15 protein-coding genes and 1 tRNA gene are annotated in these 13371 nt (G+C 64.3%); 9 read left to right on the top strand and 7 right to left on the bottom strand.

The window, feature by feature from the left end; translation table 11 throughout:
* Window positions 1-102: 102 nt before the first annotated feature.
* Together AWB81_RS15055 and AWB81_RS15050 are read left to right on the top strand one after the other, a co-directional pair.
* Window positions 103-1065: an EamA family transporter gene (locus AWB81_RS15055; RefSeq protein WP_087134997.1), complete on the top strand. Its 963-nt coding sequence runs from the start codon at window positions 103-105 to the stop codon at window positions 1063-1065.
* Between the two features lie 345 nt (window positions 1066-1410).
* Window positions 1411-2193: a DUF4397 domain-containing protein gene (locus AWB81_RS15050; protein ID WP_062636630.1), complete on the top strand. Its 783-nt coding sequence runs from the start codon at window positions 1411-1413 to the stop codon at window positions 2191-2193.
* A 234-nt stretch (window positions 2194-2427) separates the two neighbouring features.
* On the opposite strand, the gene AWB81_RS15045 is transcribed toward AWB81_RS15050, so the two are convergent.
* Both AWB81_RS15045 and AWB81_RS15040 read right to left on the bottom strand, forming a co-directional pair.
* Window positions 2428-2562 (bottom strand): entericidin A/B family lipoprotein, encoded by a 135-nt coding sequence (locus tag AWB81_RS15045; RefSeq protein WP_062636628.1) that lies wholly within the window; start codon window positions 2560-2562, stop codon window positions 2428-2430.
* Window positions 2563-2785: 223 nt separating this feature from the next.
* Window positions 2786-4270 carry a sensor histidine kinase gene (locus AWB81_RS15040; RefSeq protein ID WP_087134996.1) on the bottom strand — a complete coding sequence of 495 codons (1485 nt, stop codon included), beginning with the start codon at window positions 4268-4270 and terminating at the stop codon, window positions 2786-2788.
* 183 nt (window positions 4271-4453) lie between these two features.
* Here AWB81_RS15040 and AWB81_RS15035 point away from each other — a divergent pair, with 183 nt between their 5' ends.
* The 5 genes from AWB81_RS15035 to AWB81_RS15015 all read left to right on the top strand — a co-directional run bounded on the left by AWB81_RS15035 (window position 4454) and on the right by AWB81_RS15015 (window position 6878).
* Window positions 4454-4630 carry a DUF1328 family protein gene (locus tag AWB81_RS15035; protein WP_087134995.1) on the top strand — a complete coding sequence of 59 codons (177 nt, stop codon included), beginning with the start codon at window positions 4454-4456 and terminating at the stop codon, window positions 4628-4630.
* A gap of 169 nt (window positions 4631-4799) precedes the next feature.
* Entirely contained in the window at window positions 4800-4961 is a 162-nt protein-coding gene (locus tag AWB81_RS15030; protein ID WP_087134994.1) for a DUF1328 domain-containing protein, read from the top strand.
* Between the two features lie 155 nt (window positions 4962-5116).
* The gene (locus AWB81_RS15025) at window positions 5117-5692 is read left to right on the top strand and encodes a ferritin-like domain-containing protein (protein ID WP_062636626.1); all 576 of its coding nucleotides are present in this window, start codon (window positions 5117-5119) and stop codon (window positions 5690-5692) included.
* Window positions 5693-5776: 84 nt separating this feature from the next.
* A complete protein-coding gene (locus tag AWB81_RS15020) occupies window positions 5777-6409 on the top strand; it encodes a response regulator (RefSeq protein ID WP_062636624.1) in 633 nt (210 codons plus the stop codon).
* 40 nt (window positions 6410-6449) lie between these two features.
* Window positions 6450-6878 carry a response regulator gene (locus AWB81_RS15015; RefSeq protein ID WP_200822506.1) on the top strand — a complete coding sequence of 143 codons (429 nt, stop codon included), beginning with the start codon at window positions 6450-6452 and terminating at the stop codon, window positions 6876-6878.
* A gap of 39 nt (window positions 6879-6917) precedes the next feature.
* Here the strand turns inward: AWB81_RS15015 and AWB81_RS15010 are convergent, their stop codons facing one another.
* The gene (locus tag AWB81_RS15010) at window positions 6918-8162 is read right to left on the bottom strand and encodes an MFS transporter (protein WP_087134993.1); all 1245 of its coding nucleotides are present in this window, start codon (window positions 8160-8162) and stop codon (window positions 6918-6920) included.
* 184 nt (window positions 8163-8346) lie between these two features.
* On the bottom strand, window positions 8347-9159 hold the full coding sequence (locus AWB81_RS15005; protein ID WP_062636622.1) for a phosphodiesterase: 813 nt from the start codon (window positions 9157-9159) through the stop codon (window positions 8347-8349).
* A gap of 231 nt (window positions 9160-9390) precedes the next feature.
* Here AWB81_RS15005 and AWB81_RS15000 point away from each other — a divergent pair, with 231 nt between their 5' ends.
* Complete coding sequence (locus AWB81_RS15000) at window positions 9391-9603, top strand: hypothetical protein (protein WP_062636621.1); 213 nt, start codon at window positions 9391-9393, stop codon at window positions 9601-9603.
* A 67-nt stretch (window positions 9604-9670) separates the two neighbouring features.
* Here AWB81_RS15000 and AWB81_RS14995 read toward each other — a convergent pair.
* A tRNA-Leu gene (locus AWB81_RS14995) sits at window positions 9671-9755 on the bottom strand.
* A gap of 266 nt (window positions 9756-10021) precedes the next feature.
* Complete coding sequence (locus AWB81_RS14990) at window positions 10022-10330, bottom strand: DUF4148 domain-containing protein (RefSeq protein WP_062636620.1); 309 nt, start codon at window positions 10328-10330, stop codon at window positions 10022-10024.
* Between the two features lie 193 nt (window positions 10331-10523).
* Here AWB81_RS14990 and AWB81_RS14985 point away from each other — a divergent pair, with 193 nt between their 5' ends.
* Window positions 10524-10988, top strand: coding sequence for a metallophosphoesterase family protein (locus tag AWB81_RS14985; protein WP_062636619.1), 465 nt, complete (start codon window positions 10524-10526; stop codon window positions 10986-10988).
* Between the two features lie 105 nt (window positions 10989-11093).
* On the opposite strand, the gene proP is transcribed toward AWB81_RS14985, so the two are convergent.
* Window positions 11094-12581, bottom strand: coding sequence for a glycine betaine/L-proline transporter ProP (gene proP, locus AWB81_RS14980; RefSeq protein WP_062636617.1), 1488 nt, complete (start codon window positions 12579-12581; stop codon window positions 11094-11096).
* Between the last annotated feature and the right edge of the window lie 790 nt (window positions 12582-13371).

The following is a 13371-nucleotide window of genomic DNA, read 5'->3' as shown; positions in this document are numbered from 1 at the left end:
CTTGCCGCGACGCCCCTCTCGCATGCGCGTCGTTCTCCGGCTGCCCGTCCCGACGGTGTGCCAGCGGATCTGTCTGCAATCCTGGCCGAAGCGGAGTGATGGATGTCTGTCACGCAACCGCCGCAGCTGCCGAAGCTGCCGTCCAGCCTGCCGTTCAATCTTCCCGACCGTTTTCCGTTCCGTTTGCCGCAGACGCAACAGGGCAGGGTCGCGCTGGCGCTCGCCGTCGTCTATATCGTGTGGGGATCGACGTACATGGCGGTGCATCTGTCGCTCGCGTCGTTTCCTCCGCTGATGCTGTCCGGCCTGCGTAATCTTTTCGCCGGCATCGGGCTTTTTATCTTCGCGGCGCGCAAGAAGCCGATCTGGCCGACCGGCGCCGAGATCCGCAATGCGGCGATTGTCGGGACGCTGCTCGTCGGGCTGTCGAGCGGGATGCTCGCGTTCGGCATGCGCACGGTAGAAACAGGTACGGCGGCCGTGATGGTCGCGACGGTCCCGCTCTTCGCGACGGTCATCGCCGCGCTCACGGGCCGCAAGATCGCCAGGGGCGAATGGGTCGCGGTCGGACTCGGGCTGGTCGGGATTGCGCTCCTGAATCACGGCGACACGTCGTCGGGCTCGACGGCAGGCAGCCTTGCGATCCTGTGCGGCGCGATCTTCTGGGCGGGCGGCGCGCATCTCGCCGGGAAGCTCAAGCTGCCGTCCGATCTCTTCGTTTCGACGGCCCTGCAGATCGGGCTCGGCGGCACGATTTCCACGATCGTCGCCTGGCTTTCGGGCGAGCGGATCGTTAGCGTCGGCTTCGTGCCGTTCGCTTCGTTTCTCTATCTGATGCTGATCGGGACGATGGCCGCGTATGTCGCGTATGGGTATCTGATCCGGCATACGAGCCCGATCATCGCGAGCAGTTGCATGTACGTGAATCCTGTCGTCGCGGTGGCGCTCGGTGCGCTCCTGCTCGGCGAAGTCATCACGCGCTGGACGGTCATTGCGACCGTTGTCATTTTGATCAGCGTCGGGTTGTCGTTCTGGTTTGATTATCGGCGGCGCGGAATCGTCTGAGGGGGGCCGCGCTCCGTATTGAACGACAGCCACGATGTAAGACATGGGAAATACCGCGTAAGACTTGCGAAGCCGGGTCCGATACGCCCTGCACCAATCGCCCGGTTCGAGCGAAAACTCTAAATCAGGCAAGCGCCTTATCCCACCGGGCGCGGCGTCCAAGCCACGCTCCATCCATGCCCATAGCGGCACATCGGTTGCTCTGTGTGCACCCATCCGGCGCCGTGCGAATGCGCATCCGTCGAACGGTGCCCCGGGGAAGAAAAGCGGGCCGGCCAGGCGTTCCATCGAACGCACGAAGGCCCCGAATAACGATCAACATCAATCGATAATAAAGGTGAAGACATGAAGCTCATCCGCACCGTGACCGCGCTTGCTTGTGCCGCATCGATCCTCTCCGCCTGCGGCGGCAGCTCAGACGACGTCGGCAAGGAACTCGGCGTGACGCCGCCCGAAGTCCACTTCATCCACGCGATTCCGAGCGCTCCGAACGTCGACTTCTATAACAACGGTCACATCCTGCAGGCGAACCTCGCCTACAAGGCAGTCACGAACTTCGCCACCATCAACACGGGCGCCCAGACCTTCTCGTACGCTTCCGTCAACACGACGACGCAGCTCGCCACCGACTCGACCATCAGCAACGCCGCGAAGGGCCACGAGTACACCGTGATCGCGCTGCCTGATGCGGGCTTCCTGCCGTCGATCGCCGTCATCGACGATCCGTTCGACAAGGGCCTGTTGTCGACGAGCGCGCGCGTGCGGGGCTTCAACGCGTCGGCGAATGCACAGAATCTCGACCTCTATCTCGTCGCGCCGGGTGCCAGCATCAGCACGGTCAGCCCGACGATGGCAGGCGTCGCGTACAAGAACGCCGTCCCGGCGACGACCCAGGATTCGCTGTATGTCTCGGGCGGGACCTATCAGCTGATCGCGACGCTGCCGGGATCGAAGACGCCGGTCTACAAGTCCGCTTCGTTCGACCTCGGCAACAATGCCGACTGGCTCGTGACGACACTGCCTGCCGGCAACGCGCTTTCGCAAGTGATCCCGAACAAGATCCGCTTGCTCGTCGCGCAGGGCGGCAATACGCAGACGCCGGCGATCGAATTGCCGGACACGCAGTAACGCAGGATAAGCGCGACGCGAATCGCGTGAGGGGAAGCAAAAAGGCCTTCGCGAAAGCGAAGGCCTTTGTTTTTACGGCACACGCAATCTGTCGGAAGCACGTCGGAAGCAATTCGCCGGCACATCGACGCAGCACGAAAAAAAGCCCGCCGCTGAAAGCGACGGGCCGACAGGTAACGCGCGTCACGAATCGTTGTGAACCGCGCTGCGCGGCAGTTCGCGCGGTCCTTGTCCTTACTTGTGTTCTTCGGCGGAGTTCGTAATGGCCTGGCCGCCCTTCGAAATATCCTGGCCCGCACCGGACATCGTATTGCAGCCCGCGAGGGCAGCCGTGCCAGCGATCAGCAACAAAGCGATGAGTCGAGTCATGAGTGTTCCCCTAGCAGTTGGAGATGCGTGAGCGTAGCGTCGCGCATCGTTGTTGAGTTCGCCCTGCGCGTCGCGCGGAGCTTTTCTTCCCTGGGCATCATCGACCAGAACGGGTTCGATCGACCACCGGTCCGAACCATCATAAAAAAAGCGCGATGCGCAGGCTGTAGGCGTGCATGTGTTTTTCATGTCGGCCGCTTCCGCTATTAATGTCGGCGTCCTCCTACGCGAGCGGAATTCCCGCGTCCTGCGCAGCCGTTTGCTTCGCGTCCGTGCGCGCGCGTGGCAAGGTCGCGCGGATGCTCGTGCCGTGCGGCACGCGCGGCTCGATCTCGATGCGACCGCCACGCGCGGACACACGCTGGCGCATGCCGAGCAAACCATGCGTGTGCGTGCGCTTCAGATCCTGCGGACGAATGCCCACACCGTCATCGGCGATATGCAGCGACACGCGCTCGGCGTCGAGCGTCAGCGCAATCTCGATGCCACTCGCGTGCGCATACTTCGCCGCGTTCGTGAGCGACTCCTGCGCCACCCGAAAGAGCGCGATTTCGATCTCGTCACCGAGCTTCACGTCGCTCTCCGGAAGCGCGAGTCCGACGGTCCAGCCGTTGCGCTGCGCCGCTTCGTCGGCGAGCGTGGAGAGTGCCGTGACGAGCCCGAAGTTCGCAAGCACGGTAGGCCGCATGTCTTCGATGATCCGGCGCTTGAGCGCGATTCCCTGGTCGAGGTTCGCCAGTGCGCGCGCGAGCTTCTCGGCCATCGCGGGTTCCGTGTGCTTCAGTTTGCCGTTGACCCACGCGACATCCATCTTGCTCGCGGTCAGGATCGAGCCGAGTTCGTCGTGAAGCTCGCGCGCAAGCTCGGTTTTTTCATTCTCGCTCACCGACTGCAAGTGCCACGCGAGCGCTTCGAGCTGACGCGTGCGCTCGAACACGAGCTGGTCGAGTTCCTCCTGCTGCGTGATGAGCTTTTTCTGCACGCGATCCTGCTTGTCCAGTTGAATCCCCAGATTGCGAAACAGCAGCAGGAACAACACGATATTGAGCGCGCACAGCGCGCCGACGCAGAACGTCGAGATGCGCTGGTCGGCGCGGCTCGAATCGAGTGCGTGCTGCGCGCGGCGTTCCTCCGTCAGGCGCAAAAGCGCCAGCGTGCTTTCCAGGATCTCGCCGCCTTCGGGCGTCTTGAGCGCGAGCGCACGGGCGGAATCGGCAGCGATCGCGGGGTTCGACAGCGTCGCGAGCCCGGCGGCGATCTGCGCATCGACGGCGCCGCTCACCTGCGCGAAGCTCGCGAGCGCGGTGTCGTCGGCCTTGCGGTGATAGTAGCCGTCGAGCGAGGCGATGATCCGGCGAATCCGGGCCGTCGCCTGCCCGAAATGCTCGGCGTATGCGGCACGCGACGCTTCGGGCGCGAGCACGTAGGCGCGTTCGTCGGCGGTAAGCGTCGCGATCTCGGCGGCGAGTTCGGTCAGTTGCGTGGTGGCGCCCTTGGCGTCGAGCGCGACCTCGTATTCGGCGGCGATGCGCATGCGCCCCGACTCCAGAATGACGAGCCCGCCGACCGTGATGACGATCGCAACCGTCATCGCGACCGCCCAGCTCCAGCGGCGCATGAAGTCGTTCAGGCGGGCGACGCGTCCCGGATTACCCCGCTTTTGCGCGGGCGCCCGCCGAATCGCGGCAGCCGGTATTGCTTTGTTCATTTGACTTTTTCGTCGTAGTGGGGCGTGAACCGGTCTCGCGCGCGGCGCGAAGGCTCGGGCCAGGCTCGTTGAAAGCGCGTGTCAGTGGATTCCCACAGCAAAAAAGGCGCCTGCCCGGATGCATTGTCGGACGGAGACTACTAACATCGATCAGCCAGTCAAACTTTCACACGGGGAACGATCATGTTGAAGTGGGCTTTGTTTTTCGCGATCGTGGCCGTGGTCGCCGGTCTGCTGGGCTTTACCGGCATCGCCGCGGGCGCCGCCAGCATCGCGAAGTTCCTGTTCGTGCTGTTCCTGATCCTGTGCGTGGTCTTCCTCGTGCTCGGATTCGTCGTCACCAAGAAAATAGTCGATTAGCGACGCGCTGATCGTCCGGGCGGCCCGCGCTGTCTTTCTCTTTTGCGCCGCCGCCCCCTGAATTTCCGAGTCGCCTTCTTTTCGACGCTGACGGGTTCGCCGGGTTGCGCCCGTCGCCACTGCGCGCGGGTTCTGCCGTCGGCCGTTCCACACCTCAAGGAGGGTCGCCATGCTTCATTACGCCGCCGTTTTTTTCGTGATCGCGATCATCGCGGCCGTGTTCGGTTTCACGGGCATCGCCGCGGGCGCGGCTGAAATCGCGAAGATCCTGTTTTACATTTTTCTCGTGGTGTTCGCGGTCACGCTGCTGCTCGGCGTGTTCAGGACCTGACGCGGACCGTCCCGGCGCGCTCGCGTCCGCCGGGTACCGGGCACGCCGCGTGCTCTGGACCGGACGATTGACGCGATGAATTGACGCGACAAGCTTCGTGAAGCGCCGCCGCCGGCGCCCGATGTCACTCCACACCACTTTGCCAGGAGCATTAAATGTCGAAATCGTCTGCTGCAAAAGCCGAGCCGGTTCAGTCGAAGGACCCGTTCGTCCTGGATGTCGAGAAGATCCGCGCCGACGCGCGCCAGCACATGGACGACGGTCCGGTCACGTCGACATACGGCGCCGACCGCGAAGTCGTGCTGAAGCTCCTGAACGACGCGCTCGCCACCGAAATCGTCTGCGTGTTGCGTTACAAGCGCCACTATTTCATGGCGAAGGGCATTCACTCGGAAGCCGTCGCGACCGAATTCGCCGAGCACGCCGCGGAGGAGCAGGAACACGCCGACACGCTCGCGGAACGCATCGTCCAGCTTGGCGGTGAGCCGAATTTCGCGCCTGACAGCCTGAAATCGCGCTCGCATTCGGAGTACAAGGAAGGGTCGGACCTCATCGACATGATTCGCGAGAACCTGATCGCCGAGCGCATCGCCATCGACACCTATCGCGAGATCATCCGCTATCTCGGCGATAAGGACGTGACGACGCGGCGCATGTTCGAGGAAATCCTGGCGGTCGAGGAAGAGCACGCCGACGATATGGCCGACCTGCTCGAAGGCCGCAATGGCTGACGGCGCGGCCGCCCGCGCGGCAGGCGAGTGCCGCATGCCGCCGGGCGCGGGGTTCGAGGATTCCTTCACGCGCGGACGGCGCACATGATTCGAGTGTTGATAGCGGACGATCACGCGATCGTCCGGAGCGGGTTCAGGCAGTTCGTCGCCGACGAGCCCGACATGGAAGTGGCAGCGGAAGCCGCGACCGGCGACGAAACCATCGCGCTCGTGAGGGCCGAGGCGTTCGACGTGGTGCTGCTCGACATCGCGATGCCGGACAAGAACGGCATCGACACGCTGCGCGTCATCAAGCAGCTTAGGCCGGAGCAGGGCGTGCTGATGCTCTCGGGCTTCCCCGAGAGCCAGTACGCGATCAACCTGCTGCGCGCGGGCGCGAACGGCTATCTGAACAAGGACTCGGCGCCCGACGAGATCGTGCGCGCGATCCGCACGGTGGCGCGCGGGCATCGCTATTTGTCGGAGTTCATCGCCGATGCGCTCGCGGACAAGCTGGAGAAGCCCGCGACCGAGCGGCCGCACGAAGCGCTGTCGGAACGCGAGTTCCAGATCTTCTGCAAGCTCGCCGGCGGCCGGATTCCAACCGAGATTGCCGAAGAGCTGCATCTGTCGGTGAAGACGGTCAGCACGTATCGCGCGCGGGTGCTGGAAAAGATGCGGCTGTCGAACAACGCCGATCTCACGTACTACGCGATCAAGAACGGTCTGATCGAGTAACCGGCCGCTCATTCGCCGCACACCTTAGGAGGCGCCCGCCGTGGGCCACCAGACGACCATCGACGATGCCGGCGCACGCGAGGCCAAACGGCCCCTGCGGGTGCTCCTGATCGAGGATTCGCCGCTCATCCGGCGCAGCCTCGTCGAGGCGATCGATGCGTCCGGCCAGCTGCGCGTGACCGCCTACGCCGATTCTCCCGACGAGGCCATCGCGCTGCTGTCGGCGCAATCGTTCGATGCGGTGATCGTCGACCTGCAACTGAAGCGCGGCTCGGGCGTCGAGGTGCTCGCATATCTGCAGCAACGGGGGCTCGTCGAGACGTCGTTTGCGTGCGTGCTCACGAATCACGCGCTGCCGGCCTATCGCGAACGCTGCCTGCGATACGGCGTGCGGCACTTCTTCGACAAGTCGCTCGAATTCGACCGTGTGATCGATGCGCTGCACGATTACGCGCGCGAGCGTGCGTAGTCGTTGCGTCGCGACTTGCGACGAACGCGCAGCCGCGCATTACGCGGCGTCCTGACCCGTCGCCGACGGCGCTCCGACACGCCTGCGCCGATGGCTCCATGCAGCCAGGCCCACCGCACCCAGTCCTGCAATGCAGACGCCCGTCCAGCCGAACGCGTGCCACGCGAGCGACGCCACCGCCGATCCCAGCGCCCCGCCGATGAAGTACGCGACCATGTAGACCGTGTTCACGCGGCTGCGTGCTTCGGGCGCGAGCGCGTAGATGCGCGACTGGTTGGATATCTGCGCGGCCTGCACGCCGATATCCAGCACGATCACGCCGATCACGAGCCCGGCGATGCTGCGCGCCGAAAACCCGAACACGACGAACGAAATGGCGACGAGCGCGATCGACAGCGAGATCACCGCGCGCGGGCCGCGCCGGTCGGCCGATTTGCCGGCGAGCGGCGCCGCGAGCGCGCCCGCCGCGCCGACGATGCCGAACAGGCCCGCCGCCTGCGGACCCATGTGGAACGGTTCGCCCGCGAGCAACAGCGTGAGGACCGACCAGAAGATGCTGAACGCCGCGAACATCGCGCCGCCCGTCAGCGATGCTTCGCGCAATCCGCGATGCTCGATCACGAGATGCCACATCGAGCCGAGCAGCTTCGTGTAGGGCAGGGTCGAGGTCGGCCGGCTCTTCGGCAGCCGGGCGATGACGACGACCGCCAGCACGATCGTCGCCACGACCGATGCACCGAACACCGCGCGCCAGCCGAAATACTGCGCGACGATCCCCGAGACCGTGCGCGCGAGCAGAATGCCGAGCAGAAGGCCGCTCATCACGGTGCCGACGGCGTGGCCTCGCTCGGCTGGGGGCGCGAGTTCCGCGGCAAACGGCACGGCTTGTTGCGCGATGGTCGCGACCACGCCGATCGCGAGGCTCGCTGCGATCAGCACTGCGAGCGTGGGAGCCGCCGCCGCCACGACGAGCGCGATCCCGAGCGCCGCCAGCTGCATCAGGATGAGGAGGCGCCGGTCGAAGCGGTCGCCGAGCGGCGCGAGAAAGAACATGCCGAGCGCGTAGCCGAGCTGCGTCGCCGCCGGCACCGCGCCGATCAGCCACGCGCTGCCGGGAAACGACGCGCTGAAGTTGTCGAGCAACGGCTGATTGAAGTAGATATTCGCGACCGAGATGCCCGCGATGGTCGCGAGGAGCCACAGCGTTGCGCGCGAGTAGTGCGGATGGCGCTCGTGCGCGGGGTGCTCTCTTCGGTGCTCCGATGCGGGCGTTGGTGAGGACATGGTCGTATGCGGTTCGAGTGGCGAGGCGTGCGTCCGTATCGGCGACGCGCGCGCTCGCGCGGTTCCTGGTCGACGGCTGGAGACGAAGCTGTGCGAGATCTGTCCGACGGCGGCGCGGGCGTCCCTGAAAGCGTCCGACAGCCGGCGCGCCTTCAGCCGAGCCGCCGATCATACTGGAGACGCTCTAGTCCTGCTCGTCGAAGCGCCGCGGGCCGTCGCCCTGGTCGACGCTGATGTAGTGCGTGACGAGTCCGCGCTCTTCCGTGTGCAGATGCAGCGCGAAGCCGGGCGGTTCCATCACGTAGGCGGCCGGGCCGTCGTCGCGCAGTTCGAGTGCGACCTGATGCGCGGTCGATGGCGCGCACCACGCGATCGTGCCGCCGAAGCGCGCGACGATCGTCCGGTGCATGTGCCCGCAAAGCACGCGCTCGACGTTCGGATGCGCGCGCACGAGGGCTTCGAGGCGCGCGCTGTCGGCGGGGTCGAGCCGGACGTCGTCCATGAAACGGATGCCCGTCACGAACGGCGGATGATGCAGTGCGATCAGAACCGGCATCGCGCGAGCCCGGTCGAGTTCTTCGGCTAGCCACGAAAGGCGCGCGTCGCAGAGGCGGCCGGCATCGTTGCCGGGGTTCATCGTGTCGAGCGCGATGACGCGCACGCCTTCGACGTCGAAGGCGTACTGGATGAATTCGCCGCCCCCCGACAGTTCCTTTCGCTCCGGGAAGACCGCGCGCAGGGCGTCGCGGTCGTCGTGATTGCCGACCATCGGATACCACGGCATCGCGAGCGGGGCGAGCAGTTCGCGCAGATGGCGGTAGGCGTCGGGCTGACCGTTGTCGGCGAGGTCGCCCGTGATCAGCACGGCGTCGGGGCGCCGGTCGAGCGTGTTGAGCGCGTTGACGCAGCGCGCCAGATGCGCGGCAGTATCGATCCGGCCATAGGCCAGCGTGCCCGGCGCAGTGAGATGCAGGTCGCTGATTTGCGCGAGCAGCATGGCGATGTCTCCCCGAAGTGACGCGTGCGTAGCTGCAAGCTTACCGAAACGCGGGGGAGTGCGTCGCTGGATTCCTTGCTGCGTCTGCGATGGAGCGCGGTGCGTGGCACGCGACGGCTGGACCGGCAGCGAATCGGGGGTGCGGTTCCCCCGCGCAACGGGGGTGCTCCCGCACGGGCGATCTGTCTACACTTTCGGCACCGATGGAGTCGCCGAGACAGGAGGTCCGCCATGACGCCCGTTGCGCTTTACATCACCCCCAATTACATCGCGTCCGTTCGTACGGGCAGGGGCCGCGCGTGCTTCGAAGGCACGGTGCGGTTCATCGACGTCGACGCGCTGCCGTTCAACATCGAGCATGTCTGCATCATCGATCGCGATACGGCGATTGAAGCGTTGTTCGATGCGGTTCGGGATGCGGAGAGGTTGCTCAGGGCGGTTTGATGACGCTGGGCGTTGAGGGGAAGGAGAGAGGCTGGCGCGGCTCGTCATTCGCCGTGCTTCATTCGTCTGGTGCCGGGGACCGGACTTGAACCGGCAAGCCGTGAGGCGGCGGATTTTAAGTCCGCTATGTTTACCAATTTCATCACCCCGGCAGGGCGGACGCGATTCTACCATCGCGACGCGGCCCGACAAAACGAGCCCTGGCCGGGAAGCCAGGCCAGACGACGGCCCCCGGGACTACCGATCGGCCCGTTCCGCGCACGGGGCCTCCAGACACAAAAAGAGCCCAAGGCTCCGGTGAGAACTGGGCTAATCCGCCGTCAAGGCCAGCGGAGGAGGTCCTTATTCAACGTTTCATGCCTGAGGCGGCGATCGGAACGATGCGGACCTCGACGCTTCGTTCGCCGCCTGTTTTCGATTACTGACCGAAATAAACCGGCTGCGTCGCGGCCGGCGTCGTCACGCGGCCCGACTGTGCGGAGCCGCCGGCCGATGCGCCGTAGCTCGACTGCACGACGTCGTTCTGCGCGATGACGCGTGCTTCTGCGGCCTGCAGGTTCGCGGGATAGTTCGCGTCGTTTGCGTTCGGGTTGTAGCCGGCCTTTTCCAGTTGCACGAGTTCGGCGCGGACCTGAGCGCGGGTCACCGGTGCGTTCGACTGAGCGAACGAAGCCACCGGAGCAGCGAGGACAGCAGCGACAACAACGGTTTGAATGAGCGATTTCATGATTTGTTACCTCCAAATGGTGTTTTCTTTGCTGCGAACATCCTTGTTCGCGGCCAGTGATTCCATTGTAGGTAGTTAATTAAGAACGTTTAAGCAGCTAGTTTGCGAATCATTCTTGCGGATTCCGCAAGAATTCCAGCGGCTCGACTCAGACGTGCTACGCTCAATTCCTGATCGTTCATCGGCTACCAACATGCCTTCCGCCATCCGCATCGGCCTGATCTCGGACACTCACAATCTGGTCCGCTCCGAAGCACTCGCGGCGCTCGAAGGCTGCGAGCACATCGTCCACGCGGGCGATATCTGCCGCCCGGCGGTCCTCGATACACTCGCGGCGCTCGCGCCCATGACAGTCGTGCGCGGCAACAACGATTCAGGCGAGCGCATCGACGAACTGCCGGAACACACGACGCTCGCGATCGGCGGGGCGAGGATTTTCGTCGTCCACGATATCGCCGACGTGCCGCGCGATCTCGCGGGAATCGACGTCGTCGTCACGGGGCATTCGCACAAGCCGCTCGTCGAACGCCGTGGCGGCGTGCTGTTCGTGAATCCCGGCAGCGCGGGCCCGAGGCGCTTCAAGTTGCCTGTCACAGTGGGGCTTCTAACTATCGAACGCGGCAACATCGACGCGCGCATCGTGCCGCTGATCGACTAGCAACGAAGCACGCGGAACCAGCGCCGGAACCATGTCCGGACGCAAAAAAGCCGGCGAAATTTCTTGCGCCGGCTTCCTGCCAATCAAGCTTCGATCAGGCTCCGATCATGCCCGTACCGTGCCTTCCGGAAAGCGCTGGTCGTCCATCGCGGCGGCTTCGCGTGCGCCGCGCAGCACCGCATGCGCTTCCGCGCGCGAGCCGACAGCGGGCGGCGAGCCCTTCAGCGGCTTCTTCGCCGTCTCGTGCAGCGCGAGCACCGACACGATTCCGATCACCGACGCGCCCATCAGGTAGTACGCGGGCACCATCAGGTTGCCGGTGGCGTCGACGAGCCACGCTGTCACGAGCGGCGTCGTCCCGCCGAAGAGCGACACCGACACGTTGAAGCCGATCGCGAGCGCGCCGTAGCGAATCTTGGTCGGAAAGAGCGCCGGCAGCGACGAAGGCATAACGCCCGTAAAGCACGACAGCATCAGGCCGAGAATCATCATGCCGCTGAAGATCGGCAGGATCGTGCCCATGCGGATCAGTTCGAGCGCCGGAATCGACAGCACCAGGAGGCCCACGCAACCCGCGAGCATCACGGGCTTGCGGCCGATCTTGTCCGAGAGGTGACCCGCGAACAGCGTCAGCGGCATCATCAGCACCATCACGACGAGCACGATGAACAGGCCGTGTGTCTCGTTGAACTTGAGCGTCGCCGAGAGATAGCTCGGCAGGTAAGAGAGCGCCATGTAGTCGGTCACGTTGAAGATCAGCACGAGGCCGATACATTGCAGCATCGGCTTCCACTGCTTCATCAGCGTGTCGCGGAACTGCTGCTTGGGCGTCGCGTGCGCTTCGGATTCGCGCTTGTCGGCTTCGCGCTGGAATGCGGGCGTCTCTTCGAGCTTCATCCGGATGTAGAGCCCGATCAGCCCGAGCGGCCCGGCGACGAGGAACGGAATGCGCCAGCCCCACGACAGGAGCGACTCCTGCGAGAGCGTGGCCGTCAGCACCGCGACGACGCCCGCGCCGAGCACATAGCCGACGAGCGTGCCGAATTCGAGGAAGCTCGACATGAAGCCGCGCTTTTTGTCCGGCGAGAACTCGGCGATGAAGGTCGCCGCGCCGCCGTATTCGCCGCCCGTCGAAAAGCCTTGCAGCAGGCGCGCGACGAGCAGGAGGATCGGCGCGAAGATGCCGATCGATCCGTAACTCGGAATCAGGCCGATACAGAACGTGCCGATCGCCATCATGATCATCGTCATCGCGAGGACGCGCTTCCTGCCGATGCGGTCGCCGAGCGGCCCGAACACCATGCCGCCGAGCGGACGCACGAGGAACGCGGCGGCGAACGTGCCGAAGGTGGCGAGCAACTGCGCGGTCGGATTGCTCGACGGGAAGAACACCTTGCCGAGCGTCACGGCGATGTAGCTGTACACGCCGAAATCGAACCATTCCATCGCGTTGCCGATGGCCATCGCTCCGACTGCGCGCTTCAGGAGCGATTGATCGACGATGGTGATGTCGTCGAGGGTCGGCTGGGCTTGCCGGTCGTGGTGATCGTGATGGTCGCTTTTGCGCCAGAGGCTGTCGTGTAGGGCGGACATGGGTAGGAGTTCTCCTTGTTCAATGCCGGCGGCGCGTCGTGAGCCGCGGAAAAGCGGTCAGAAACGCGGCCGGCGCGCCCGATGGGGCGCGGATTGCCAGGAAGGCGCCATTTCGAAGTGCAGTTTCGCGACGGTGCCGAAGGCGGGTCGCGGAGTCGCGGGTGTCGCCGCAGGGGCTTTGCCGCAACGCTTGCCGCGCGAAAACGCGGCGACGAAGAAAAGGGCAAAGCCGGTGCATCGCGGCGAGGGTCGCGAAAGTGCACTCGAGAAAAACAGCGCGAATTTGACGAAGCGGACGGCGAACCCGAAAGTTGCCGCGTTGTGTGCCGCCTCGTCGACGGTAAGAACCGGATACGAAAAAGGCCGGTGTTAAACCAGTGCCGATGAGCCTTTTTGTATGAAACAGTCACGAATCGCAGTTGCCGGGTATCCTGCTTGCCGAGGCGCGTGCGCGTGAATCAAGGTGAATTGCTGTTTGAACGAAGTAGATAGTATCACGATGACGGACGAAGCGCAAATCGCCGGATTTTCTGCGTATACCGAAAAGTCTTGAATCCCTTGTCTCATAAAGGATTGCGGCGATTCTTAGGCGTTCGTTTAACACCTCGTTTGCCCAAGAAAAAACCGGCCACGAAGGGCTTAATGCCGTTCAGTTAAGCACTGGACGGCATTTTAATTTTGGTACGGGAAGTGGTTGTAAACGTTGCGCCGAACTGTTAACTTTTCGGAGCGATGCTTGCCAGCCACCTCACCTACCTGATCGAAGCGCAGCAGCCGGCCGACCTGCGAC

This window comes from Caballeronia arationis, assembly GCF_001544975.2.
Taxonomy (GTDB): domain Bacteria; phylum Pseudomonadota; class Gammaproteobacteria; order Burkholderiales; family Burkholderiaceae; genus Caballeronia; species Caballeronia arationis.
The sequence above is the reverse complement of the archived record's forward strand: the minus strand, read 5'-3'. Positions and strand labels throughout refer to the sequence as shown.